Origin of the sequence: Bacillus sp. T33-2, from assembly GCF_002860205.1 — a bacterium.
Lineage (GTDB): Bacteria > Bacillota > Bacilli > Bacillales > Cytobacillaceae > T33-2.
Map to the genome: position 1 here is coordinate 37,570 of NZ_PGVB01000007.1, position 25,858 is coordinate 63,427.

Here is a 25,858-nt window from a genome sequence, read left to right on the forward strand (position 1 = left end):
TTAACTTCCCTCTTTAAAACAAAAAAACTGCCCTCAAGGACAGCCTCAACTTCTACTCTAATTTATTTTTATCTAAAGCCGGTTTATTTAACTTTTTAATAATCTTGAAGTTAACTAACATAATACCCGTGCGTTCCACAGATTGTGACTGAACTATTTGGTATCCGTGCTGTTGAAAGTATGTTTTTGCCGTGATGCTTGCGTCACGTATCCAATATAAAAAAGCAAATACCTTATTTAATTTCATATTGCATTCCTGGTGCATGTGAAGGTCTTGCTGTAAATCCCAGCTTCTCATAAAAAGCTCCCTTGCCAGGAGCACAATTTAATTGAACCCACTTTATGTTTTTATTTTTACACAGCATATTTTATGCTTTTCTATTAAATGCCACCTGAACTATGTGCTGTTCTCCATTATTCTCAAATATCTTATATGTATCCATCCCCATTTTCTGCGCTACCTTTTGTGATGGAACGTTTGTGATTGTGGTGTATGAAAATATCCTGGGGTAATTCAACACCTCAAATGCATAATTCTTACAGGCTATCGCGGCTTCTGTCGCGTATCCTTTATTCCAAAATTCCTTGATAATATGAAAACCAATCTCTGGGACTGTTTCATTATCAATTGTTTGCATCGTGATTCCACAGTCTCCGATGAACTTTTCCCCATCCTTAAGAATCACTGTCCATAAACCATGATTAAATTTTTTATAATTATTGATATTCCATCGTATCCAATTTTCCACCCTCTCCTTATTAAACGGTTCAGGGTAATATTGCATTGATTCCGGGTCAGAAAGAACCTTTGATAATTCGTTTTTATCATCCAATACTAGTTCCCTTAAATACAGCCTGTCTGTTTCAATTATTTTCAAAGATTATCACCTTCCTATTGATATATATGCTCCCCAAAAATCAGGGAGGAGTAATTTCTAGAAAACTGGCTAATTGATGTTGGGGTACACGGTGAACTAGTTGAGGACGCTTCTCTAATATTGCTTTGTACCGTTCTTCCGGAGAAGTACTTATAAATTCACCGAATGGAAGATCACCCTGTCTAAGAAGGAATGCTCCCTTACTCTTCGATTCGTACAGCCTCAGAGATCGCCCGTTGTTCTTCTTCGCTGAGAGAGGTAAATTCAGTCATATACTAACAGTGTGATTCTGAATTGGTAACCTTTCAACATACACTATTGCAATTTAACATTCTACTCCTAATTTAATGCGTCATCATCTCATGGGCAATATCATGCCCATCCATTTCTGACGGGTAGTAGGTCGGCCAGTTGATGACTTCATCCAATAAAGCTTCACGGTCGTCACCCCAATACATGTGATAGTGACTAGCTTCATTCGGATAGATACTATGATCACTGAATTGTATATATTGAGGAAGTCCTTCAGCTTTTTCTTGTAGTTTAAATATGTATCTTACTCCTCTATTTCCCGCATCGTAGGTTAGAATTTCGTACCCATCATAGATATACTCACCAGAAAACTCTTTTCCATTTTTGAAAAACGTTACAGTATCCTCTTTAATCAAGATACGGTCAACATCTGTTTGATACCCTTTATTATAATACTCCTTATATTCTTCAGCTGTCATGTCTCCTTCATGTTCTGCTTTATAAGCAAATACCTCGCTAAGCGTACCATCTTGTAGATATGGATATACAGATTGCCAGTCTCCTTCCCAGTCGGAAAGCGAACGATCCTTCACTTGGCTGTCTTTAAAATAGCCGTCATAAATTTGTTCTGTTTCTTCATCATGTGCATGACTATGATCGTGTTCATGTTCATTTTCATGTGTTTTCTCTTGCGCTTCAGAAGAGTCTGAAACTGATGAGTATGTTGTTGTTTCATCACCATACTCGCCTTCAGATGAATCTGTAGTCTGACACGCTACTAGTAGTGAACTGATAGATAATATGCATAACCCTTTTACAAATGAACTCTTCATTGATAAACACTCCTTTTTATAAATAGTAATTATTATGGCCAGCCAGATGAGGCCTTTAGCCCGTACCACTTCAACCGGCCATTCATCCATCCATTCTAGCAATCTTTTTGGATGAAATGGTTTTCTCATGCGGTAAACAAAGGATGCTACACCGTATTCTTCAGTCTCAGGTATATGTTCTTCTGTAAGTTCTTCAATCCAACTGGCACTTTGGCTTCATATTCTTTTTCTCTCCTTAGACTAATTAAATCATAATGATTACGATTTACGAATAATATAAATCATAATCATTACGATTTGCAACTATTTTCTAAGAAAATGAAAACTACACTACTAAGGAACTAGCCCAGTCTTTATTTGGATGTATTGAACCATGAAGCGCAACACCGGCGCTTCACCACAGATAATGAAAATGGATCAGCGCCAGCCTATACTGTTTTAATGCTGCGAAGAAGATCTTTGAACTATGGTGCCTATGAGGCCATCCGTTAGTCTGACTCCAACGACCACGGTGTACCAGCGACCGTCGCGCCCTTTGTTACGCAAGGAGCTTTCCCCTTTTTTTAAAAACGAATGAGCTGCGTCTTCTTCAGTATTGCCTTTTTCCCTCAACTGCAGAAATTTCTTGAGAGTAATAAGATGTTACGCTATCCACCTTTGACCAACAGATAAAAAAAAAGAACCCCGAACAAAGAGTCCGATGTCATTATCGGCTCTTCGCTAGGGGTCCTCCCTTTCTTTAAATCCAGTTGTTTGTGTACCTCTATTAAAACATGGTTAAATTTGAATATCAGTGCTTTAGTGACATAGTTTCCTACTGCAGCTACTCATAAGGATTCTACCGCATAATAAAACGATTAGGTAATCTAAACTTAATCACCATCTGTCGTTATATTTATCATTATTTTTATGGTAATTTCTATAGAGATAATCTTTATTTTTATCTGAAGTCCATTGACCAATGAATGCGGCTAACGCCATAAATGCTACACCTAATCCAAGACCAGTTTTGAACTGCCCTAAGAAAAAGAATATAAACGAACCAACGAGACTTAATACCATTATTATCACTAACCAAGTTTTTATTTTTTCCTTCCTTTTGTCATTCAAGTCAACACACCCTCCTGTAATATCCAAATTATTCCTATTAATATGGAGCTTCCTTAAATTATATTTCACTAAGAATAGAACCATTTAAAAAACAATCTAACAGAGTTCAATAAAAAGCGCTTTATACTTATTGGATGGTGCATCCTGTTAGTTGAAAAATTGACACTATGATTCAAATATCATTATAGTAAGAGTACTCAAGAATCCATTGTTTATTAAGGATTTCCATAAAGGCTTCTTTTTGTTCATACTGAACCTCCTTCAATTTTTAATATCCCTTTGATTGATTGTTACCACTATAAAATAAAACCTATTCGTTACTAATGGATTCAATTCCTTCTCAATACAGATAAGTATGGGTTTGAAGTTATCGCTCATGTGCTTATGGCTTCTGCCATATGGTCTTTATCGTCTCTTCCTGTAAATGACTGTACGTGCCATACATATTTCTAAAATATTCTTCATTTTCGCATATAATCCTTCTTCAATAATAATCCATGAAAATAGCCAGCTGGATTGCTGGCCACATTTTCATTATAATATTCGTGCTTATAAATAGATTGAATATGGAGTGACTAAAATGACAGAGGAATAAAAGCCTGGAGTGTATGCTTTCATAAACAGGGTTTACAGCACATGCGCCATATTATGAAGCAAGACAAAGATCAGAAAAGACTTTCCATGGAATTCAGGTATTATTTACGCTGTGTCTTAAAAATAAGCATAAGCTTTCTTTTTTTTTAAGATTTACGCTTTTATAACCCTACAATAGGCGGTTGGCATCCTCCATAGAAAAACCTCATCACAGTCCAAGGAACCAGCAGCCCCCTTACCTTAATTCCTCCTCAGGAATCAATCCGAGCTTCTTTGCCTTAGCAATCGTATCGACTCTGGTCCTGACTCCGAATTTTTGATACAAGGCGGTTAGATTGTACTCAAGCGAACGCTGGCTCATCGACAAGGCTCCGGCAATTTCTCTGGTGCTTTTCCCTTTCGATAATTCCAAAAGGATTTCTTCTTCAACAGATGTCAGGATGACTTTTTCATTGGAATTCGAGCCGTCGGTGATGATTCCCGGCCTCCTTAGTTCCCTTACAAGTGAAAGCGGCAGCACGACCTGTTGCCTTAACGCACACCGGATACCTGCCACCAGTTCATCCCGGGACGAGGTTTTTGATAAAAATCCCGAAACGCCCGCTTCAACCAGTAAATTAAAATGGGGCTTAATGTCAAAACCCGTGTAGATCAAAATTACCAAATCAGGATTATACGCCAATGCCTGCTTTGTCAGATCCAGTCCATTCAGATGCGGCATATATAAATCAAATAGCAATACATCGTAATGATGCAGCTTGATTTGATTCAGGGCGTTCAAAGAACTGTTTTCGACTGTAATTTTAAAATCAGGCTCTTGTTCTAAAAGCATTTTCGTTCCTTCGATGATCGATAAATGATCATCTACAATCAGGATGTTAATCATGCCAGACTCCTCTCATCATTTATTGGCAGTTCGAGGGATGCCTTTAATCCGCTGCCCGGTTTCGAAATAAATTCCATTTTCCCGCCCAGGCTTTGCGCCCTGTGGCTCATGCTTGTCAATCCCATGCTATTAAATGATGGATTTAATTTAACCTCATTGAAGCCGATGCCATCATCTGTGTAGACCATCCTGAATGAACCTTCTTCGCATTCGATGTGGAATTTTAAGATGGATGCTTTAGAGTGTTTTTCTGCATTGTTCAGCAGTTCCTGAACAATGCGATAGATTCCGATCGTTTGTTCTTCTGTTAAAGGAGGAATTGGGCTGATGGCATTCGTAAAAAGTATTTTGTAGGTAGAGGTAACCTGTATGTGTTCAAACAAATTCTCCAATGCACGCTCCAGGCCCAACTCTCTTAACATCGGGGGCCTGAGCTCGTTGCATGTTATCCGAATCTGATGGATGGAATCCAGCAGGCCCTGTTCAATCTGTTTGAGCTTGGCTTTGCTTTCCTTTTCTATCTCATATTTGTTTAACAGGGATTCAAGCCTTCGATATAGATCGATTTGATCCTGTAAGACGGTGTCATGCAAATCCCCTGATAAAGTCATGCGCTGCTGCTCCTGGAGATTGAATAACAGCCGCAGCACCCATTGCGGACTTTCCCTGCTTTGGATAGCTGTTTCCAACTGATTCATCAAATTCTCAATCACATTTAAATTCTCAAAGACCATTACAGTATAATAAGCCAGTGTCTCAAGCCAAATCGTTTCCATTTCTTCTTTTATGGAGGATGCATCAATTGAGAGGATGTAAGCATGGCCATTCCGCTCACCAATTTTTATTATCATTTTGTTATCGACTCTTTCCATCCTGCCAACGGAGATTTGAGGCAATTGTTGTGCATTTTTATCAGCTTTTTCTGGATGGATCGTATGAAGTTCAGGATTGGACCCCGGCAACACCGATTCCAGCTCACTGCGAATCCTGGCTTCGAGGTCAGGCAGTTTCATGACTGAAGACAGATCCTGTGAGTAGTTTTTAAGGCTTTTTTGCAGTTCCTCATAACGGTTTTTCTGTCGTTCCAGTTCCATCTCCATTAATTTTCTGTCTGTAATATCCCTGATGGACACAACCTGAAGGTAATCCTTCGTATCCGGAAGAGGAGTTGTTTTACATTCATAGTGCCGAACTTCGCCATTTTTAGTAATCACACGATATTCGCTAGTATTACTTTGCTTGGATGCCAGGAGATTCTCATGCCTTTTGAGCAGGTACTCCCTGTCATCAGGATGAACTACGTCAAACGCATCCCTTTTACCCGCTTCTTCCAGAGTGAAGCCGAAAACCTCCTGCATATTCGGTGTCGCATATATCGTACGACGATGTCGGTCCACAATTGAGAACATATGTGTTTTATGATTCATTATCATGTCAAAAAGCTGATGGTAAGAATACGAGTCTGGTTTTTCCATGATCACACCGCCTGAGCCTTTTCTAAAATACTTAACTCCCTATATGTAAATATTACATGATTCCGGTTATTACAAACCGAAAAAATCTTGCGTGTTAAGTGCATTTTTATTGTGGTTCATATGCTGCGTACCCACTAAATTATCATAGTTTACACGGAAACCAAATTGCATTTTACTAATATGTTATAGATAATCCTACTCCGACTTCTTTTAGCTCTGCTGTTGAGGATAACGCAATCTTAGAATGTAAATCTGTACAATGACAGGCAAACAAATGCTGAGGCTTAATATTTTTAAAGTAATCCACTGTTTTGCTTAACTGCAATTCGTTTGGATTTAATAAATGGAAACCTCCAATTACGGCAAGGATTCGGTCTTCATTACAAACTTTTTTTGCGTACTCGATGGTATTGCAAATACCTGAATGAGAACATGCAACGATGATCACAAGACCATTCTCTCCCTTATAGGCCATAGCAGAATCATCATGCAGAAAATCATCTGATTCACCGGTTCCTGTCACGACTTGACCTATTGGTTTCGACGCCTCAAAAGAGAATTTTCGTTCAATCTCACCTAAAAAAACCAGCTTATCTGTGAGCCAAATTGGCGTCCTGCTTAAGTTTATTTTGAAATGCCTGGAAATCTTCTCTTCAGTATGCATGCTGCCAATTTCCTCACCATTCAGTAGCTTGCTATGAAAAACATCAGGGTGGCCAATGATCATAGGAGATTGGTATTCGATTTTCTCTAACTTTGACTCCGAAAATAAACGGATTAATGAATCGAGACCCCAGGTATGATCATTGTGACCGTGTGATAACACCACATAGTCCAGCATTCTTAAATCTATTCTCATTTTTTCAGCATTCCTGACAAAAACATTTGAATAACCTACGTCAAACAATATCCTTTTGCCACTGTCTTCAACAAAATAAGAAACGGCTGGTTCCCCGATAAAATAACGGTCTATGTATGTATTATTGTCCACTAGCACAGTTAGCTTCATCTTGTTCACTCCCAGTATATCTTTACAGTTACCTAAAAATTTCACAAAGGACGGCGTATCTTTTTTCCTTGATCATTGTTCCAGTCCATTTGGACGTTCTGTTATGTAATAATTTTATACTATATAGATTGAATTAATGTTTTTCTTCCTGATTAGAAGGATTTTTATACATCACCCATTGAATAGAGATAGTATCAAGATTGGATGGTGATGTGTAATGAAACCCATTACTGACGAATTGCAGGAAGTTGAGAATAGATTGAAATCAGAAAAAAGTCGTCGCATATATGAACGCTATCAGGCCATTCGCCTGCATCTCTTAGGCCATACCCATAACCAAATTGCTGCCATTCTTAACCGCACGGACAGGACGATCGGAACCTATATCCGTTCATATCAAAAAAACGGATTGGATGGCCTTTCCATGAAATTTTCAACTGGAAAGCCACCACGGTTAACGGCTGAGGAGCAGGAACAGCTGAAAAAGGTCATTATTGATCATCCTCATGAGGTTGGGTTTCCAGCCAAGTTTAACTGGACGCTGAAACTTATTGGTGAATACATCTTCCGTGAGTTTGGAAAGGAATACTCCATCCGTGGTGTATCGAAATTGATGGAACGAATGGGTTTGAGTTACACCAAGCCTACTTACACTTTGGCTGCAGCTGACGAAAAAAAACAGAAAGAATTTGTCGAAACCACCTTCCCGGAAGTAAAAAAAATACGAGAACGGCGAAATTGATCACATTTTGTTTGAAGATGAAAGCATGATCCGGGATTACCAGGCCCTGCAGTATACATGGTTTGAGAAGGGAAAACAAAGGATCATAAAAACTACCGGCAAACATCGGGGTGTAAAACTGTTGGCTACAGTTGATTACGTTACAGGTGAAATCGTTTGGCAGGAAGAAGATCTCTACACGGCAAAAGAATTCCTTGGCTTTCTTGGAAAAGTGACAACAGCCTACCCGACCGGAAACATCGCAATGATTCTGGACAATGCGCGGATTCATCATGCGAAATTGCTAGAACCTTTCCTCAAAAAAATGGGAGGAAGGTTAAAACTGATATTTTTGCCACCTTACAGCCCCGAGCTTAATATTGTCGAGGGGCTTTGGAAATGGCTGAAATCCGATGTCATAAATAATGTCTTTTACCATACAGTGGAGGAAATTCGTAAAAACGTCCAAGCCTTTATGGAGCATTTGGAACCCATGACAATCATCGATCGGCTATGTGTAAGAATGGAGTCAAATGCAATACAGGAAAATCCTTAATTCATCTTATATAGGTTTTGGAAGAAAAATACTCAATGTTTTCGGGGTACCTCCCTCGCGTTTGTCAGAAAAAACCACCATAGGTGGCTTTTATTGATCTTTATGATATTTTTCAGATGCGTTCTACATTCAAAGACATGGTGTTCCCCTTTTTTTATCCAAGCAGTTCCGAATGCCAAAGGAATTGCTGCTGCTCGTTGGAAATTCATATGCTCCGGATTATTATATACATTCCTCGCTGGAACTTTAACATATTCGGCGAAGGGGCCGTCACATCGCGGATTCCCTATGACTACTTCCGTTTAGCATAGGAAATGCTCGCCTGTAATGCAATAAAACAAGAAGTACGTTTTCCGGATCAAATACTACAGCTTTCATAATTGGTCTCCTTTTCACTGGTTATAGAATTACAGATTGTGTGTCATACGGCTGGCTTGTGTCTGAATCTCATTTGACATCTTGTTTTTCCGGATGAGAGCAGTGTGCAGGAATATCATGGTGATTGACACTAACGAAAAGAATACTAGCACATTGGTGTTATGAGAAATGTTTCCACCGCCAAACAGGATTGAATAATATCCATCCGCCGCATGAGTAGCAGGCAAGTAATCACTAACAGAATAAAAGAAATCTGTTAACATCGCTCGTGGAATCAATACACCGGATGTAGCCAACTGTGTGACAAGGATAATCAGGTTCACAATCATGCCCATTTTTCCCAAGAAGGTAAAGAAAACACCTGAGAAAACAGTGAAAGCAAAGAAGGCTGAAGATTGTAGTAACCACATTTCTATGAAAGTTAATTTTGTTGGAATGTTAAATATGTTCAACATACTGATTATTAATAAGGACATGATCAGGGAAACGACAATATCAATCATTAGTTTACTGGCAGTAGTTCCCCATTTGTTTGATGTAACCTTGTTTTTTGCCATGTGTAAAAGTAGATTCATGACCATTGCCCCGACATATGAGGTGATGATTAACATAAGCGGCAAAAAATCTGACGCAAATGAGGCAGATCCGTTAGTTTTCGTTACCTTGGATGTTACCGGTTGACCGTCCATGGAATGGATAGCAGCCGTTACTTTCGGAACAACTGAATTTACAATTTGAGGAGTCGGCATTGATTCAGATATATTTTTTGAAAGTTGCTCAGCAATTTTATTCTTTTTCTGTTCAGACATTTGTGCGTTCACTTGTTCATTAATTCTCTGTGAAGCGCTTTCCATTGCTTGCTTGGAAATAGAAGAACCCGACTGATTGATATAATATTCAAGAATAGCAGAATTCCCCTTCGCTAACGCCTGGCTGAATGCAGCGGGGATGTAAACAACCATATCCCAATTTCGTTGGTCCATTTCTTCCTTGGCATCTTCAATCGAGCTTAAAGTACCTAACTGGAATGGCAAATTCTTTCTTAATTGGTCAACGATAACATCTGCCTGCTTATCCTCACTAACCACTGCTATTCGTAATTGATTGAGTCTGGAGTCTGCATCCTTAAATACATTCAACCAAACAAGAAAAAAGACAATCGGTATAACGAAAGCCATCACAATCCCCACATACGTTTCAGGTATCTTAAAATACTGTTTCAACGCTTGCATTTCCTGTCATCTCCTTTTAATCGTTAATTTCATTGTAATAGGGTCAGTGTATGTGCAATCCGCATATTTTTGGTGCAATACCGCAGGCTTTTTGGGGAATTCCGCAAGGTTATTGCGAATTTTATTTGTGAAATTTATCCATGCAAAGGAATAAGCACGATTGTAGTCATGCTACATTCAAACAAGTGTAAGAAAGGAGGCTGCCGGAATCCAGCAGCCTCTCAGAAAGATTTGACGTCGCTTCTGTTTACCGCAGTTTTGCCATTTCGGCTACCTTGATTAACAGTTTTGGCAAAGTCCCCTGTTCCTGATTAGTATTTTTTATAAGATGGTCGATTTTTTTGTTTTGACTTTCCTCTTTAATCCGTGCTTTATAACCCAGCTGCCGTACTCGCTGAATCATTTCATCTACTGTCACCAATGAGGGATAATATTCAACTGTTCCAGACGCGAGAGCGAATTCAATATTCACATTGGTAACACCGTCCAGTCTGCTTATCGCTCTTTTTATTATTTTGGCACACAGTACACAAAACATGCCAGTAATGGTTAATTCAGCTTTTTCCGAAACTGCATGATAACCGAATTCCCTGATTCTCTCTTCAAATGATGTTGTGCTTACTACTTATGGATCGTATATTATCGCTTGTTTAAGGTCCAAATCGACAGCGACCTCTGTTACTCCTTCGATTTTCTTTAATCCATCTTCGGCCTGTTTGGCACCATCGGCAAAGTCCAATCCTATGATTGGTAATGTGGCTTCTTTAATGCTCATCGCTTGCTCCTTTCAACTTATTGCTGCCTGAGCGGATTCACAGAAAATCGCTTCAGGTCAGACGACATCATAACCTTGGTTGTCTATTGTGTCCTTAATTTGGTGCAGGTTTGTTTTAGATGGATTATATTCAACCTCCACCTTCTCGTCGCGTAAATACACTTCTACCTTCGATACACCTGAAAGCTGTCCTACACTTCCTTCTATTGCGTTCACACAATGATGACAAGACATCCCTTTTACATTTAGAATTAGCTGTTCCATCCTTATCTCTCCTTTTATATTGTTTTTGCAAGTACATTGTACAAAAGAAACAATGCTTCTTAACCGCAATGTTTTTGGGGAGAGCCCACATCTTTTTGCATTATGCCCCAAAGGAAATTTCGGATAAAAACAATCAAGATATTGAGCGCATCTTCAGTTTTTCCCACAAAAAAACCACCATTTGGTGGCTCAAATTGTATCCTGTTGAAATCGTTGTTTGGAAAAGTTCTATTTATACAAAATCTATTCCATGGATTGGCATATGGATGACTACTCTTACGCCTGTTCCTGGCTGTGAGATAATTTCTATTCTGCCGTCAAGACTTTGTACCCGTTCCCGCATGCTGGATAGTCCCATACTGTTAAAGGAAGGATTCAATTTTTCCGTCTCAAACCCTTTGCCATCATCTATATATTCGAGCATCAAGGTGTCATTGGTCTTTTTCATAAAAAAATGAAGATTCATAGCCTGGGAGTGCTTCGTGGCATTGTTAAGCAATTCCTGTACAATACGGTAGAGGCCGATCGTTTTTTCTTCACCCAAAGAAAGTCCGGTTGTATTGTCTGTACGAAAAGTAATTTTATAGGTTGATGATACCTGGGTATAATCGAATAAATTTTCCAAAGCTCTTTCGAGGCCTATTTCCCTAAGGAGTGGCGGACGCAATTCATTGCATGTCGTTCGAATTTGATGGATCGTATCCAATAATCCCCGGACAACCCCCCCGAGGTCCTCCTTCATCTCTTTATTAAACTCAGACTTTTCAAGGAGTGCTTCCAGTCCTCTATATAAATCTATTTGATCCAATAAAACTGTGTCATGTAAGTCACTGGATAGCTGCAGGCGTTGTTTTTCCGAGAGATTAAACAGCAGCCTCAAAATCCACTGTGGCCGTTCATTCTTGTCCAAAGCGGATTCCAATTGTTTTAATAAATTTTCAATGACATTCAAACTCTCAAACACCATTACCGCATAGTAGACGAAAGTTTCCACCCAAATTAAGTCCATTGATTCACTGACGGAAGATACATTTAGAGAAAGGACATAAGAAAGGTCGTTTCGATCCCCGATCCTGATAAGAATCCGATCCTCCATATATATCAACTTCCCAATAATTAATTGTGGGAAAACGGGCTCCAATTCGCTTAAACTATCCTCTTCAATGTTCTGTTGTTTACGATTGAAAAGGAGTATTTCTGGTTCTGAGCCGGGAAGAACCGTCTTTATCTCGTTAAGCAGCCTCGCTTCCATGTCAGCTATTTTCAATACAGAAGATAAGTCCCTGGAAAAACTTTTTAAACTGTTTTGTAATTCTTCATACCGATTCTTTCTTTTCTTAATTTCAGTTTCCATCGATTTTCGTATCGTAATATCCCGAATGGAAACTACCACAAGACGGTCTGGGTGGTCTGGAACTGGCATGACCCGTGACTCGAAATATTTCAAGTCCCCATTCTTGTGGAACACCCGATATTCATTAGTCAGTGGCTGCTCTGTTATCATCACTTTTCTGTGCGCTTCCATCATGAATTCCCGATCGTCAGGGTGAACCGCATCAAATGCATTTGTGCCAAGTGCTTCATCAGGATTGTATCCTAAAACCAATTCGAATGAAGGTGTAACAAACATTATGTTTTGATTCTTGTCAACAATGAGTAGAATATCCAATGCATGCTGTGTAATCATTTCAAACTCCCAGTTAATAGGGGTTGCCTTCTCCATTTTACTCACCACCTGCAAAAATTTGTGACAGGTTGAACTCCGTTTTATTCCCAAATATGTACCGGTAGTTTGATGATAATTTTATTCTTTTGAATTTACAACATATTTTTAAAACATTTACTACAAGGCTCAGGGAGAATATGAAAAAGGAATTACCGCACTTACAGTAATTCCCCTTTTATTAGACCATTGAATAAAATTGTTCTGTCTATTAAGCCATCGTTTTAGAGACCGTTTTAAGAGTGTTATAGACGAAACCGATGCTTTTCCTCAAATACGCTGTATTATTGAAATTGCCAATGATATACACATCCATTGAAGGATTGTAAAGCATGAAGGATGCAATCGACCCTAAATGTCCCCATACATTATACTTTTCAGTAAATGGAACCATCCGAATCCTCATTAGACCGTAACCATAATCTACGCCCATCCACATTTTCGTCCAATTTTGCATGGCTGAAAATGATTTTTGTGATATCAATTGATTGCCTGCCAATGCCTTCATGAATACGAGTAGGTCCTCAGAGGTGCTTACTGTTTGCCCGGCGGCATACACACTAGAGAAACTGCGGTGGTCTTCCACTCGAATTGGCCGATCTAAGGAATATACATTGGCTACAGGGTGACTGCTTTTTTCTGCTGGCTCTGAAAATTGGGATAAGTACGATTCATTCATGTTGAGCCTCTTAAAAATATACTCATGGAGAACTTCTTGATAAGGCTTTGAGGTAATATTTTCGATTATTAGCCCTAAAAGGTTAAAACCAGTATTCGTATAATGGTAGCCTTTACCTGGTGGAAAACGGGGTCTTAGATATTGTTTAGACCACTCTATTGTTTCTTGTGGGGTCCAAACTCGTGAAGCATCTTCCAGCAGAATCTTTAAAAAATGTTTCCCGCCTTTAGGTTTAAGCTCATAGTAATCAGGCAGCCCTGATGTATTACTCAATAAATGTTCAATACGGATTTCGTGGGAATAGTCTTTCCCTTTATGAATGTGTAAGTCTTTTATTATATCTTCATTTAAATAGTTTGATATTGGATCGCTAAAATTTAGTTTTCCTTCTTCAGCTAACATGGCAATAATAATAGCTGTAAAGGTTTTTCCTATACTTGCAGTATGATACGGTTGATGTGGAATAGCAGGCATTTTATCCGTTTCTCCGAAAGCCATATTCCAGTGAATATTCAATGTATCCGAATGGATCAGCAAGTAAGCATTAAGAAGCTTTTGGTTTGCACTGACGGTTTTTCTCATCTTGTTTTCAATCATTAATTTTGCTTGTTCCCGCTTCATGTATTTTCCTCCGTTTTTTCATGCACAGTTTCAGGTAACGCGTCTGCCTGATCAGGCAGCTATATATTTGGATACCGGGCTGCCCAATGATGGCAGAAAAAATTTATTCCGTTATTTCTATCACAAATGGAAACGCCCTGACTTTTCCGTTTTGTTGAAACTCTGCCCAAATTTTATAGATGCCAGGTTTATCGAATTGTGTTTCAAAAACCGGATCTGTATCATTTTTCGGGTGGACATGGAGAAACTTTTTCGCATTTTCGTCAAGTATGACTACATGGCCCATTGCTCCTAAATATGGAGTCAGATTCGTTTTATCCAAATCAAATGACAACGTTACTGGCTCATTCGCCTTGAAGGAACTAATGTGTAATTCGACATTTTCTCCTTCAACCGTCTTTTCGAAAGCGGTGTCCGGCTCAAGCTCATGACCGTGCGTTTCACCGCCCGGATTTCCTACTACAAATGTTACTGGTTCAACTTCATAAGCAAGATTTGATGGCTTAATGTCGACAAAGGCTTTATAAAATCCTTCAGGAAGCATATTGCCAATTGAAAATTCACCGTTACCGGTTTTTTCCGGGTGCACATGGTAGTATTTCTCCAATTGTTCGTCCACGATGATCAGATGCAGGATCTTTTCGTGGTTTACTTCAAGCTCGTCAACGGGATTGCCGGCCTTATCCTTCAGGAAAATCTTCAGGTTGTTTTTATCATTCTGTACAAACGCATTCACCTCGCTGCCATCCTGGTGTTTAGAATCGCCTCCGTGGGCATGGCTGCCGCCTGCGTCTTCCACATGGCCTTCACTTTCCCCATCATCATGGCCAGCACTCACTTCACCTTCGTGGCTAGCATTTTCTTGATCACTGTTACCATGTCCGCCTTCCTTCACCCCTTTTGCGTCGTGGCTGTCCGCTTGTGCGGCCGTAGGCTTCTCATCAGCAATCCATTTCTCATACGCCTGAAACGCTCCAATAACAATAGCAATATACAGAACGGCTGCAATTGCCCATTTTTTCATACCTGCCTCCCCTTTCTTTCTAAAATCGTTATGAATGTTCAGTTTTACGCGCTGCAAACGAAGGGCATTTAAAACGACTGAAACCGAGCTGAACGCCATAGCCGCCCCTGCCAGCCAAGGTTCAAGATACCCAACGGCTGCAAATGGGATGCCAACTGCATTGTATCCAAATGCCCAAAACAAATTTTGCTTAATATTTTCGATTGTCTTTTTACTCATGAAGATGGCGTCAGCTATACTGTTTAAATCTCCGCGTATAAGAGCAATATCAGCTGCTTCCATCGCAATATCAGTACCGGTGCCAATTGCCATCCCGATGTCAGCTGTCGCCAGTGCCGGCGCATCATTAATGCCATCCCCAACCATGGCCACTACTTTTCCTTGCTGCTTGAACTTTTTCACTTCCTGAGCTTTGCCCTCTGGAAGAACCTCGGCAATGACCTTCTCGATGCCGGCCTGCCGGGCAATTGAGTCGGCAGTCCTTTCGTTATCACCAGTGTTCATGACGACTTCAAGTCCCATATCCTTCAGTCGCTGGATGGCTTGCTTTGATGTTTCTTTTATCGTATCTGCAACGGCAATCATGCCTGCATACACACCATCAACGGCCACTAGCATGGCTGTCTTTCCGCTCTGTTCAAGATCTTCCATCATTTTTGTTATCCCGAGAAAATCTACTTGGTGTTGATTCAATAATTTCCTTGTTCCGACTAGTACTTCTTTTCCGTTTACAGAAGCTTTAATCCCAAAGCCTGGAATGGCTTCAAAATGGCTTACCTCTCCGAGATGGATTCCCTTCTCTTTAATCGCGCCAACAATCGCTTCTGCTAAAGGGTGTTCCGATTGATATTCAGCTGATCCTGCCAGGTACAGAAATTCTTTTTCCCTCATGCCCGGTTCAACGAGGATGTCTGTTAACTCTGGAGCTCCCTTTGTAACCGTCCCAGTTTTATCAAGCAATACCGTTGTGATTTTTTGGGTAGTTTCTAAATGTTCCCCTCCCTTAAAAAGAATTCCAAATTCTGCTGCGCGGCCAGAGCCTGCCATAATCGAGGTTGGCGTCGCCAATCCAAGTCCGCACGGGCAAGCGATGACCAGAACTGCAATCAATTTCTCAAGAGATTCCGCAAATTCACCAGGGCTGATCCATAAATACCAAATCACAAATGTGATGAACGCAATTCCTACAACAACGTGAACAAAGATGGCCGATATTTGATCTGCGAGACGCTGGATCGGAGGCTTCGAACCTTGTGCTTCTTCGACTACCTTGATGATTTGTGCAAGAGCGGTTTCTTTCCCAACTTTGACAGCCCTGATTTTTAAGAAGCCGTTCTTGTTTATCGTTGCACCAATAACACGGTCACCAACTGATTTATCAGAAGGGATGCTTTCCCCTGTCAGCATCGACTCATCTACGGCAGAACGTCCTTCGATAATTTCACCGTCAACGGGTACTTTTTCACCTGGCCTGACTAGCAACAAATCACCCACTACTACTTCTTCATGGGGAATTTCTTGTTCTATGCCATTTCGTATGACAATAGCTGTTTTTGCCTGTAACCCCATCAGCTTCTTGATTGCGTCGGACGATTTCCCCTTTGCTTTTGCTTCAAACAGTTTTCCCATGACGATGAAAGTGATTAATATGGCGCTCGTTTCAAAATAGAGGTCTTCCATGTGTGCCTCTGAGTTGATCGATTTTATAGATAAATACAGACTGTAAAAATATGCGACGGACGTACCCAATGCGACTAGAACATCCATATTGCCGCTTTTGTTACGGATGGCCTTATAAGCACCAACGTAAAATGCCCACCCGATTATAAGTTGCAGTGGCGTCGCAAGTGCCAATTGTACCCATGGATTCATTAGCATATCGGGAAGGTAAATAAAAGAGGTGAACTCAAAATGGGAAACCATAGCCCATAAGAGCGGAAACGACAGGATAACAGAAAAGATCACCCTCCCTTTGTGCCTTTCAATTTCATCAGCCCGGTGGTCAGCATTTTCTCCCTCTTTTTTCGGGATTGCCTTATAACCAATTTTTTCGACCTTTGATTCAATGTCCTTTATGCTTACCTGGGACGAATTATATTCAACAAAAGCAGTTTCAAGCGCCAAATTCACATGAGCATTTCTCACGCCCTCCAGTTTTTTTAACCCTTTCTCTATGCGGGCTGCGCAAGCGGCACAGGTCATGCCAAAAACGTCAAACTCTGCTTTGTCTGTAACGACTCCATAGCCTAAATCATGTATTTTCTTATCTATGTCCTGTACCTTCGTGACTATAGGATCATATCTGACAGTTGCTTTTTCAAGGGCAAGGTTAACGTTAGCAATATCTACTCCGTCCACTTTTTTAAGCCCTTTTTCAATTCGGGAAGCACATGCGGCACATGTCATCCCTGTGATAGCGATTTGAATTTCTTTTAGGGAAGCACTTTCCATTGACCTCACTCCTCACAAGGCATTTTCTTTAGCAGATGATTACCATACCTCAGTACCTATTTAATTTTGAGACCTATTTATGTGATTCAGGTTAAAGGTATGGTAAAGAACATCGCTTATGAAACTATTTTACTGTGCCGGCTATGTTTAAAAGCCGCAATTAATTTGCGTGTTTCCGAATTTATCATGCACTGCTCCGCAATTTTACAGAGAAACTGCCTTCCCCTGCCAAACAAAAAATGTCAAAGTCGAACGATTTTACTGCATAAAAGAATCGGTCTATTGGACATAAACATGGAATAACCTCAGTGTAAAGTCGTTTAGAAGCGCCCTATCTGACAACATCATCGAACTCCATCAGTGTAAAGTTCTTTAGAACGCCTCTATTGGACAAAATTCAATATTCCCCATGTACAAAGTCCTTTACAACCGCTACAAATAAAACGCTGTTCCTGTTATAACCTGTAGGTGAGAAAGCAACAAAGTTAATGGTGCCGAAGCGAGACCAGGGATTGAAAATCCTCAACCATTAAAAAACGTGCCAAGTAAGGCACGTTCGATAGTCTGTCATCCTGCTACTATCCCTGTTCTTTGATTATATACAGAGATACCTTATCGACTATTTTCATTACTCTTTGTATGGAAATTTAATGCTTCAGCCAGAACTTCAAGATCGCCTTTTTTAACCCGGTCAAACATACAATTTTTCAGATGGGCTTCTCCAAGCAATATGGACAAACTGTTTAGAAATGAATGTATCGCGGAAATCCGCAAAAATATAGCACAAGCCACGCAAAGATTTAGCTGTGCCCCGCAAACAAAGAAACAAGATGCTTAAGCGCCCTTTTCGTTTTTTCGCCGTACTAGGCATCCGCAGGCTTGCCTTGTATAACTGCTGTTCTCCCCTTTGTCCGCAGTATCCGGGCTGCTTCCGGTAATACCGCTTAAACCGGAATTCCATATTTGATCCTCAATATTAACCCTGGCATTTGTTTCGTAACCGAAAACATTCTCAAAAACACAATATGAAAACTAATCACAAAATATTTGACTATTCAAAAACGTAACGTATAATAAAGAAAATAAAATTTAGGGAAACTACTCAAAAATGCCAAGGAACTTAGTAGCTCACTACACATGCTTTTAATGTTCAATCCTAATATATAAGAAGGCATCAACTGCGATACGTAATGCACTAGATAGAGAAAGATACGTTTTCAGGGGGTGTAACATTTGGAATACAGCTTACATCCGTTAGGTGATAATGCAGTCATTATCGAACTCGGAGAAGAAATAAATATAAAAACACAGCAAAAAGTTCAATTTATTTGTACTTTTTTGGATAATTATACAGAAAACTGGATAATCGAATACATACCCGCCTTCACGACCCTCACTTTGTTTTACGATCCTGTGAAAGCTTCGGATAATGGGAAAGTGAATATTCCCCCATATGATTATGTTTGTTCAAGAATCCGTTCATTATTAAGCCAGGTTGAAGCTGGCAATGTTGCGGATCCCCGCGTTGTTGAAATACCGGTCTGTTACGGAGGAGAATTGGGGCCGGACCTGCAGTTTGTCGCGGACCATAACAGTCTGACAACAGAAGAAGTCATCCATATTCATTCAACTGGAGATTACATCGTCCATATGATCGGATTCGCCCCGGGCTTCCCTTATATTGGCGGGATGTCGGAAAAAATAGCGGCACCAAGAAGGGAAAGGCCGCGATTGAAAATCCCGCCGCGGACAGTGGGAATCGCCGGAAAGCAGACAGGCGTCTACCCGATTGAAACACCTGGTGGCTGGCAGTTGATCGGCAGGACACCTCTTGAACTGTTCCGACCTGTCGAACAGCCGCCAAGCTTGTTGCGGGCCGGGGACAGAATCAGGTTTAAGCCTATCAGCTATAAAGAATACTTGGAATTGCGGGGTGAAAAGTGATGCTGTCCATCATCAAACCAGGCCTCCTTTCCAGCATTCAGGATTTGGGAAGATTCGGCTATCAAAAATACGGCGTGATCGCGAGTGGCGTCATGGATCCCCTCTCACATCGCATTGCAAATATTTTAGCAGGAAACCAAGAAAACGAACCAACTATGGAAGTCACTTTAATGGGGCCTGCCATGCAATTTGAAAGGGATGCCCTGATCTCAATATGCGGCGGCGACTTGTCCCCTGCTGTCGACGGGGCGCCTGTAAGGCTTTGGCGCTCCATTTACGTTAAAAAAGGAAGTAAACTCAGCTTCGGACCGGCTAAATCCGGCACACGGGCTTACATTGCGGTAGCTGGCGGTTTTGCCGTCCCGGAGGTAATGGAAAGCAAATCGACATATCTGAGGGCGGGGATTGGCGGTTTTCATGGGCGTCCCCTGCAAGCTGGAGACGAGATTGAGTTCAATCCTCCGGGCAGGTTCTCACAGACCATTGTCGAACACCTGGCAACACAAGCCGGTGACCAGACGTTCGCAGAAATGGAATGGTCGGTTGCTTCTGACCTGATTCCCCTGCACCGAAAAGATCCATTTATCCGAGTTATGCGTGGCAGGCAATACGATCTATTTTCGGAAGACAGTAAACACAGGTTTTTCAGTGAACCATTTGAAGTCACACCCCAGTCAGACCGGATGGGCTACCGGTTGAAGGGGCCATTTTTGGCACTTGAGCTTCCCGATGAATTGATTTCCGAAGCCGTTAGCTTCGGGTCCATACAGGTGCCATCCGAAGGAAATCCGATTGTCCTTTTGGCTGACAGGCAAACGACAGGCGGATACCCAAAGATAGGTCAAATTGCAACAGTGGACCTGCCTCTAATAGCACAGGCAAAGCCGGGAGATAAAATTCTATTCAAGGAAATAACCCATGAAGAAGCACAGCTCCTTTTCTTAAAAAGAGAGACAAAAATAAAGCAGCTGGTCAATGGGATTTCACTAAAATTCAGATAGGAGGAACAGCGGAAAATGGTGAAAGTTGACATAAACTGTGACATGGGAGAAAGTTTTGGCACTTATACACTCGGAAGGGACGCGGAAATCCTTGACTATGTGACGTCCGCGAACATTGCCTGCGGATTCCACGCCGGTGACCCGGCAACAATGCGGAAGACAGTGAAATTGGCGCTTGAGAAAAATGTCGGGATAGGCGCTCATCCAGGGCTGCAGGATCTCGTTGGTTTCGGCAGACGGGAAATGCAGATTTCACCCCAGGACGCTTATGACATCGTTGTTTACCAAATTGGTGCCCTCTCCGCTTTCGTCAAAGCTGAAGGCGGAAAAGTCCAGCATGTGAAGCCACATGGTGCCCTGTTCAACATGGCAGCAAAAAGTGCCCCATTGGCCGAATCGATCGCAGAAGCAGTTTATAAGGTTGACCCTCAGCTGGTATTCTTCGGGCTCTCCGGCAGCGAACTTGTCAAGGCGGGCAAGAAGCTCGGCCTGCGCTCGGTAAATGAAGTATTTTCTGACCGGACCTACCAGCAGGATGGCTCGCTTACCCCGCGGAAGCATCCTGACGCGCTCATTAAAGATCATGAAGTTGCTGTCAGCCAGGTGATCAGGATGGTTAAAGATGGCAAGGTCACTTCCCTACAGGGTGAGGACGTCGAGATCAAGGCGGATACAGTATGCATCCATGGGGACGGAGAAAGCGCACTCGACTTTGCAAAATATATCAACAGCGCTCTAAAGGAGTCAGGTATCACAGTTGCTAAAATCAGCAGCTTTATATAATGAAAGATAGCAGAAAAATGCTTCAACTTACCAAAAAAGAAGCTCTGCCAACAATGTATAAACTTCAAGGGGGCTTACTATGGAGAATAAATCACGTGCAAGTTTATTAATGGGTGCCGCATTCTTGATGGCGACATCCGCAATCGGGCCCGGGTTCCTGACCCAGACCACAGTGTTTACGAAGGAACTGCTGGCGAGCTTTGGTTTTGTTATTTTAATATCCATCATCATTGATATCGGTGCCCAGATGAACATCTGGCGAATCATTGCCATCTCAGAAAAACGGGCACAGGATATTGCCAACGATGTACTGCCTGGCTTAGGATATTTCCTTGCCGCCCTTATTGTTGCCGGGGGCCTTGCTTTTAATATCGGCAATATCGCCGGTGCAGGGCTTGGCGTTAACGTATTATTCGGCCTCACAGCAGAAATGGGTGCTTTGTTGAGCGGTATTGTCGCTATCGGAATCTTTCTTGTCCGTGAAGCAGGGAAAGCGATGGACCGATTCGCACAGATCATGGGGTTCGTCATGATTGCCCTGACTGTTTATGTGATGTTTACGGCTGAACCTCCACTAGGAGAAGCTGTTGTTAAGTCCTTTGTTCCTGATGAGATTGATTTTCTTGCCATCGTGACACTTGTCGGCGGAACTGTCGGGGGCTATATCACATTTGCTGGCGGACACCGTTTACTGGATGCCGGGGTGAAAGGCAGACAAGCTCTGCCGGAAGTGACAAAAAGCGCCGTCAGTGCAATTGGGATCGCTTCGATCATGAGGATTTTCCTGTTCCTTGCAGCTCTCGGGATCGTTGCCCAGGGGCTACCCATTGACCCGGACAATCCCCCTGCCTCCGTTTTTAAACTGGCTGCAGGCAATGTCGGCTACAAAATCTTTGGTATAGTCATGTGGGCCGCTGCTGTAACGTCCGTTGTCGGCGCCGCCTATACATCAGTTTCATTCATCCAGACATTGAGCAAAACAGTGGAACGACACAGCAAGTGGTTCACTGTTGGATTTATTGCCATTTCTACATTAGTATTTGTTTTAATAGGAAGGCCAGTAAAAATCCTTGTACTGGTTGGCGCACTTAATGGACTGATCCTGCCGATAGCGCTGGCAGTGATGTTGATTGCAGCCCACCGTACTAAAATTGTCGGCAACTATAAGCATCCTCTCTGGATGACGCTCTTTGGCATCATCATTGTCATCACGATGTCCTATATGGGTGGTTACTCCTTAATCAACGGCATTCCACAGCTGTTTAAATAAAAGTGATGGAGGTTTGATCATGATTACTGCAAAAGTAAAAACACCAAGGGAAGTTCGTGAAATGATCCGCCAAAACTTGTGGCTCAAGCCAACTTCCGGACTGGCAAATGGTTACATCCAGGGTAATTTGGCTGTCCTGCCGCAGGATCTTGCGTTCGAGTTCCTGCTGTTTTGCCAGCGGAACCCAAAGCCTTGCCCGATTATCGATGTAACCATGCCGGGCTCCGGCGTGCCTGAATTGTCTGCACCAGATGCGGATTTAAAGACGGATATCCCCAAATACAGAGTGTATCGCAACGGTGTCTTTACCGAGGAATTGACTGATGTCACCGGGCTTTGGGACGATTCCATGGTAGGATTCCTGATCGGCTGCAGCTTTACTTTCGAAGAAGCCCTTCTGAAAAATGGCATCCCGATCCGCCACATTGAGGAAGGCTGCAACGTGCCTATGTACAAAACAAATATCCCGACCGTAAAAGCTGGAAGGTTTGAAGGACCGACTGTGGTGAGCATGCGGCCAATGACAGAAAAAGACGCGATTCGCGCAGTACAAGTGACAAGCAGGTTCCCATCCGTGCATGGAGCACCAGTCCATATCGGCAACCCTGCCGCAATCGGGATCGAGGACATCAACAGCCCGGACTTCGGTGACAGTGTCAGCATCAAACAAGGTGAAGTTCCTGTTTTCTGGGCGTGCGGCGTGACTCCACAGGCAATTGCCATGCATGTGAAGCCGGAAATCATGATTACCCATGCTCCTGGCCACATGTTTGTCACTGATTTGAAAAATGAACAGTTTAGTATTCTATAATAATAGTAGAAAGGCGTCCCCTCTCATGAGGTGACGCCTTTGAACTGTATAAGCCAATTATAAATCCCTCAAGCCATAGCTGCCCTTACCACGGTTCAATCCTTACAATGGTTACCAATGTAAGAAAGAAACTCAACAAAAAAGCTTGCACACACAATCCATCAGGATCGGTATGCAAGCTTGTAAACTCTAACATACTTTTCTATTATGCCGGCGCATCGAGTTCATCGTCTTCGATGCGTTTTTCAAGATAGTCTACATCCTTTCGGGCATTGAAGCGATCAGCTTTTTCCAGTGTGACCGTGATATTGTAATCAGGAATGCCGGCGAATTTCTCATAGCGGCCTCTTGGCAGCAAGAAGTTTCCTTCAGGGAAGTGAACTTCAACATTTCCGCGTGCGATGTCAACGAACTTTGCTCTTCCCTGGAATACGCCAAAGCCATTGTACAATACAATTCCTTCACCTTCTGCAATGCTCAGCTCAAGGGCATCTTCCTTGCTCATCAATACATCGTATCTGCCTGCCCCATTCAATGGGTCCACTTCATTGTAAACCATGGAATTGAATTGCTTACCGCGGCGGGAAGTTACAATAAACTGGCCTTCCTTTTTACCTAGATCAGGAATGTCAACATTAATCAGATTGCCTTTTCCATCTGGAGTCGGACAGATACCGTCTTCACATAGCCAAGCTCCGCCCCACTGGAATACATCGCCTGCTTTTTTGAGATGCTGGATTCCATCATAATTAGGATTAGCCAGTGCAATTTCGTCACGGATAGCCTGGCCATCCGTGAAATCAACCAAATGGGCTGTTTCTGGCTTAATGCGCTTAGCTAAATCAATATAGATTTTCCATTCAGCACGCGCTTCTTCAATCTTGTTTTTGTTTCCTTCGATTTCCGGGCTGAAGTACACCATCCGCTCTGTGGAAGTCGATGTGCCGCCGCCTTCCTGTTCATAGCGGGTTTTTGCCGGAAGGACGATGACAGCTTCCTTGGCATCCACAAGAGTGGAAGTATTCAGGATGATATCCTGGTGGACACGGATCTCAAGTTCAGACAGTGCTTTTTCAACAAAATCAGGATCTGGCATTGTTTCAAGGAAATTACCGCCAGAAAGGTAATACAATTTGATCTTGCGTTCATGGTCTTCAGGCAGGACGATGTTCTCAAGCGTCACGCCGACAATGTCCCCTTGCCATTCCGGCAATTTGAAGCCCCATAATTTTTCTATACGCTCGATGTTCTCACCGTAGAAGTCGCCTCCAGGCAGAACAAATGGGTCAGCCCCCATCTCGCCGCTACCTTGAACAGAAGAGTGCCCACGGAAAGGCATAAGGCCTGCATGCTTGCGGCCAAGGTGTCCGCGCAGCAACGCAAGGTTGGCTACCTGAGAGATGTTATCTGTTGCAAATGAGTGCATAGTCAAGCCCAGCGCCCAAGCATATACAGCATTTTTGCTGCTTGCAAGCAATTCTGCCAGCTCAATGATGCGCTCTTTTGTCACACCAGAGGATTCGATAATGGCATCCCAGCTTTGTTCCTGGACTTTTGCCTTTAATTCTTCATAGCCGTTTACATGCTCTTTTACGAATTCATGGTTGATCGCTGAACCGTGTGCTTTTTCTTCCATGTCAAACCAGTGTTTCATGATTCCGTGCATGAACGCAATATCTCCGCCGATGTTGACCTGGTAGAAATCGTCCGCTACCTTCGTTCCGAATAATGCTGATTCAGGGTTGGAAGGAATCCAGTACTTATCCATCGCTGGCTCTTTGTAAGGGTTCACCACGATGATTTTTGTACCCTTTTTCTTTGCTTCAAGCATATACTTTGTCGATACTGGTGAGCTGTTTGAAGCTACACTTCCCCAGAACAGCAGGACGTCTGTTCCAATCCAGTCCTGGTAGTTTGATGTGGAAGCTCCTACCCCAACCGAGCGCTTTAATGCTGTTTTTGATGGTGAATGGCAAATGCGGCTCGCATTGTCCACATGGTTTGTGCCAAGGAACCGGGAAACTTTACCTGCAACATAGTAAGATTCATTTGTGATTCCGCGGCTGGTTAAATAAAATGCATATTGTTTCGGGTCAAGCTTTTTCATTTTATCGGCAATCATAACCATTGCTTCATCCCATGTGATCCGGGAAAACTTACGCTCTCCTTTTCTGCGGATCATTGGGTATGGAATACGGCCCAATTTACGAAGCTGAGTACTGTCATATTTTCTTAGTTCATCGATATCCGCATGCAGGATCTCAGGTTTAATGGCACCTACAGTGTTCAGCCGAAGAACATTCAATCTGGTTGTACAAAGGTGTGGACCTGTCAATGTCTGGTCATGAAGGCCGGATACACCCAACGCACAGCCATCACAGACACCCTTTGTTATGATGTTTGTTGCATATCCCAGGTTATCTCTGTTATCCCAGGCGATTTTCATGGTATCTCTGATGTGCTTTGGCTTAATTTTAGTAAGCCCGAATGGAATTGGGCTGACCCAATGCTTTGGTGCCGGCATCGCTATTTTTTTCTGAGGTCCTGGATGTTTTGTTTTTCCCATTTTAAAACACTCCCAATAGATT

21 protein-coding genes and 2 pseudogenes are annotated in these 25,858 nt (G+C 42.1%); 6 read left to right on the top strand and 17 right to left on the bottom strand.

From position 1 onward, the window contains the following. Nucleotides 1-52: 52 nt before the first annotated feature. From CVD19_RS04955 to CVD19_RS04995, 8 genes and pseudogenes are all read right to left on the bottom strand, one after another. Complete coding sequence (locus CVD19_RS04955; RefSeq protein ID WP_101580770.1) at nucleotides 53-298, bottom strand: hypothetical protein; 246 nt, start codon at nucleotides 296-298, stop codon at nucleotides 53-55. 70 nt (nucleotides 299-368) lie between these two features. Continuing rightward, nucleotides 369-878 (bottom strand): GNAT family N-acetyltransferase, encoded by a 510-nt coding sequence (locus CVD19_RS04960; RefSeq protein WP_101580771.1) that lies wholly within the window; start codon nucleotides 876-878, stop codon nucleotides 369-371. 40 nt (nucleotides 879-918) lie between these two features. Next, nucleotides 919-1,035: pseudogene (locus tag CVD19_RS25340) on the bottom strand (Crp/Fnr family transcriptional regulator); the annotation flags it as partial. Nucleotides 1,036-1,222: 187 nt separating this feature from the next. Continuing rightward, nucleotides 1,223-2,161, bottom strand: coding sequence for a ZinT/AdcA family metal-binding protein (locus CVD19_RS04970; RefSeq protein ID WP_308314854.1), 939 nt, complete (start codon nucleotides 2,159-2,161; stop codon nucleotides 1,223-1,225). 678 nt (nucleotides 2,162-2,839) lie between these two features. Beyond that, nucleotides 2,840-3,073, bottom strand: a complete 234-nt coding sequence (locus tag CVD19_RS04975) for a sulfite exporter TauE/SafE family protein (protein WP_101580773.1) — start codon at nucleotides 3,071-3,073, stop codon at nucleotides 2,840-2,842. 829 nt (nucleotides 3,074-3,902) lie between these two features. Then, nucleotides 3,903-4,553 carry a response regulator transcription factor gene (locus CVD19_RS04985; RefSeq protein WP_101580774.1) on the bottom strand — a complete coding sequence of 217 codons (651 nt, stop codon included), beginning with the start codon at nucleotides 4,551-4,553 and terminating at the stop codon, nucleotides 3,903-3,905. Beyond that, nucleotides 4,550-6,028 (bottom strand): sensor histidine kinase, encoded by a 1,479-nt coding sequence (locus CVD19_RS04990; RefSeq protein WP_101580775.1) that lies wholly within the window; start codon nucleotides 6,026-6,028, stop codon nucleotides 4,550-4,552. Before CVD19_RS04990 ends, CVD19_RS04985 begins: the two co-directional genes overlap by 4 nt. 175 nt (nucleotides 6,029-6,203) lie before the next feature. Then, nucleotides 6,204-7,037: an MBL fold metallo-hydrolase gene (locus CVD19_RS04995; RefSeq protein ID WP_101580776.1), complete on the bottom strand. Its 834-nt coding sequence runs from the start codon at nucleotides 7,035-7,037 to the stop codon at nucleotides 6,204-6,206. Nucleotides 7,038-7,254: 217 nt separating this feature from the next. Between CVD19_RS04995 and CVD19_RS05000 the strand changes: the two genes are divergently transcribed. Then, a protein-coding gene (locus CVD19_RS05000; RefSeq protein ID WP_257985030.1) for an IS630 family transposase occupies nucleotides 7,255-8,314 on the top strand; the annotation gives its coding sequence in 2 pieces (ribosomal slippage) (nucleotides 7,255-7,761 and nucleotides 7,763-8,314; 1,059 coding nt in all). Nucleotides 8,315-8,721: 407 nt separating this feature from the next. Here the strand turns inward: CVD19_RS05000 and CVD19_RS05005 are convergent. The 8 genes and pseudogenes from CVD19_RS05005 to CVD19_RS05035 form a co-directional block, all read right to left on the bottom strand. Continuing rightward, entirely contained in the window at nucleotides 8,722-9,924 is a 1,203-nt protein-coding gene (locus tag CVD19_RS05005) for a YhgE/Pip domain-containing protein (protein ID WP_101580777.1), read from the bottom strand. Nucleotides 9,925-10,171: 247 nt separating this feature from the next. Next, nucleotides 10,172-10,519 carry a heavy-metal-associated domain-containing protein gene (locus CVD19_RS05010; protein WP_308314855.1) on the bottom strand — a complete coding sequence of 116 codons (348 nt, stop codon included), beginning with the start codon at nucleotides 10,517-10,519 and terminating at the stop codon, nucleotides 10,172-10,174. 30 nt (nucleotides 10,520-10,549) lie between these two features. Continuing rightward, a complete protein-coding gene (locus CVD19_RS24600; RefSeq protein ID WP_180953530.1) occupies nucleotides 10,550-10,699 on the bottom strand; it encodes a hypothetical protein in 150 nt (49 codons plus the stop codon). Nucleotides 10,700-10,756: 57 nt separating this feature from the next. Beyond that, complete coding sequence (gene copZ, locus CVD19_RS05015; RefSeq protein ID WP_101580779.1) at nucleotides 10,757-10,963, bottom strand: copper chaperone CopZ; 207 nt, start codon at nucleotides 10,961-10,963, stop codon at nucleotides 10,757-10,759. Nucleotides 10,964-11,195: 232 nt separating this feature from the next. Next, on the bottom strand, nucleotides 11,196-12,686 hold the full coding sequence (locus CVD19_RS05020; protein ID WP_101580780.1) for a PAS domain-containing sensor histidine kinase: 1,491 nt from the start codon (nucleotides 12,684-12,686) through the stop codon (nucleotides 11,196-11,198). 211 nt (nucleotides 12,687-12,897) lie between these two features. Beyond that, nucleotides 12,898-13,986 (bottom strand): serine hydrolase domain-containing protein, encoded by a 1,089-nt coding sequence (locus tag CVD19_RS05025; protein WP_101580781.1) that lies wholly within the window; start codon nucleotides 13,984-13,986, stop codon nucleotides 12,898-12,900. A gap of 1,063 nt (nucleotides 13,987-15,049) precedes the next feature. Then, nucleotides 15,050-17,461: pseudogene (locus CVD19_RS05030) on the bottom strand (heavy metal translocating P-type ATPase); the annotation flags it as partial. Nucleotides 17,462-18,152: 691 nt separating this feature from the next. Further along, nucleotides 18,153-18,422, bottom strand: coding sequence for a hypothetical protein (locus CVD19_RS05035; protein ID WP_101580783.1), 270 nt, complete (start codon nucleotides 18,420-18,422; stop codon nucleotides 18,153-18,155). 272 nt (nucleotides 18,423-18,694) lie between these two features. Between CVD19_RS05035 and pxpB the strand changes: the two genes are divergently transcribed. The 5 genes from pxpB (at nucleotide 18,695) to CVD19_RS05060 (ending at nucleotide 23,270) form a co-directional block, all read left to right on the top strand. Next, nucleotides 18,695-19,405: a 5-oxoprolinase subunit PxpB gene (gene pxpB / locus CVD19_RS05040; protein WP_101580784.1), complete on the top strand. Its 711-nt coding sequence runs from the start codon at nucleotides 18,695-18,697 to the stop codon at nucleotides 19,403-19,405. Then, entirely contained in the window at nucleotides 19,405-20,406 is a 1,002-nt protein-coding gene (locus tag CVD19_RS05045) for a biotin-dependent carboxyltransferase family protein (RefSeq protein WP_101580785.1), read from the top strand. The genes pxpB and CVD19_RS05045 overlap by 1 nt, the downstream gene beginning before the upstream one ends. Nucleotides 20,407-20,421: 15 nt before the next feature. Further along, the gene (locus CVD19_RS05050) at nucleotides 20,422-21,189 is read left to right on the top strand and encodes a LamB/YcsF family protein (RefSeq protein ID WP_101580786.1); all 768 of its coding nucleotides are present in this window, start codon (nucleotides 20,422-20,424) and stop codon (nucleotides 21,187-21,189) included. 79 nt (nucleotides 21,190-21,268) lie between these two features. Then, complete coding sequence (locus CVD19_RS05055; RefSeq protein ID WP_101580787.1) at nucleotides 21,269-22,459, top strand: NRAMP family divalent metal transporter; 1,191 nt, start codon at nucleotides 21,269-21,271, stop codon at nucleotides 22,457-22,459. A 19-nt stretch (nucleotides 22,460-22,478) separates the two neighbouring features. Beyond that, nucleotides 22,479-23,270: a putative hydro-lyase gene (locus CVD19_RS05060; protein ID WP_101580788.1), complete on the top strand. Its 792-nt coding sequence runs from the start codon at nucleotides 22,479-22,481 to the stop codon at nucleotides 23,268-23,270. Nucleotides 23,271-23,475: 205 nt separating this feature from the next. Here CVD19_RS05060 and CVD19_RS05065 read toward each other — a convergent pair whose 3' ends face one another. Then, complete coding sequence (locus CVD19_RS05065) at nucleotides 23,476-25,836, bottom strand: FdhF/YdeP family oxidoreductase (RefSeq protein WP_101580789.1); 2,361 nt, start codon at nucleotides 25,834-25,836, stop codon at nucleotides 23,476-23,478. Nucleotides 25,837-25,858: the final 22 nt, after the last annotated feature.

Bases quoted from the DNA above. Each gene is read 5' to 3' on its own strand.
- CVD19_RS04955 (WP_101580770.1), bottom strand. From the start codon at position 298: ATGAGAAGCTGGGATTTACAGCAAGACCTTCACATGCACCAGGAATGC.
- CVD19_RS04985 (WP_101580774.1), bottom strand. From the start codon at position 4,553: ATGATTAACATCCTGATTGTAGATGATCATTTATCGATCATCGAAGGA.
- CVD19_RS04990 (WP_101580775.1), bottom strand. From the start codon at position 6,028: ATGGAAAAACCAGACTCGTATTCTTACCATCAGCTTTTTGACATGATA.
- CVD19_RS04995 (WP_101580776.1), bottom strand. From the start codon at position 7,037: ATGAAGCTAACTGTGCTAGTGGACAATAATACATACATAGACCGTTAT.
- CVD19_RS05005 (WP_101580777.1), bottom strand. From the start codon at position 9,924: ATGCAAGCGTTGAAACAGTATTTTAAGATACCTGAAACGTATGTGGGG.
- CVD19_RS24600 (WP_180953530.1), bottom strand. From the start codon at position 10,699: ATGAGCATTAAAGAAGCCACATTACCAATCATAGGATTGGACTTTGCC.
- copZ (WP_101580779.1), bottom strand. From the start codon at position 10,963: ATGGAACAGCTAATTCTAAATGTAAAAGGGATGTCTTGTCATCATTGT.
- CVD19_RS05020 (WP_101580780.1), bottom strand. From the start codon at position 12,686: ATGGAGAAGGCAACCCCTATTAACTGGGAGTTTGAAATGATTACACAG.
- CVD19_RS05025 (WP_101580781.1), bottom strand. From the start codon at position 13,986: ATGAAGCGGGAACAAGCAAAATTAATGATTGAAAACAAGATGAGAAAA.
- CVD19_RS05035 (WP_101580783.1), bottom strand. From the start codon at position 18,422: ATGGAATTCCGGTTTAAGCGGTATTACCGGAAGCAGCCCGGATACTGC.
- CVD19_RS05045 (WP_101580785.1), top strand. From the start codon at position 19,405: ATGCTGTCCATCATCAAACCAGGCCTCCTTTCCAGCATTCAGGATTTG.
- CVD19_RS05050 (WP_101580786.1), top strand. From the start codon at position 20,422: ATGGTGAAAGTTGACATAAACTGTGACATGGGAGAAAGTTTTGGCACT.
- CVD19_RS05055 (WP_101580787.1), top strand. From the start codon at position 21,269: ATGGAGAATAAATCACGTGCAAGTTTATTAATGGGTGCCGCATTCTTG.
- CVD19_RS05060 (WP_101580788.1), top strand. From the start codon at position 22,479: ATGATTACTGCAAAAGTAAAAACACCAAGGGAAGTTCGTGAAATGATC.
- CVD19_RS05065 (WP_101580789.1), bottom strand. From the start codon at position 25,836: ATGGGAAAAACAAAACATCCAGGACCTCAGAAAAAAATAGCGATGCCG.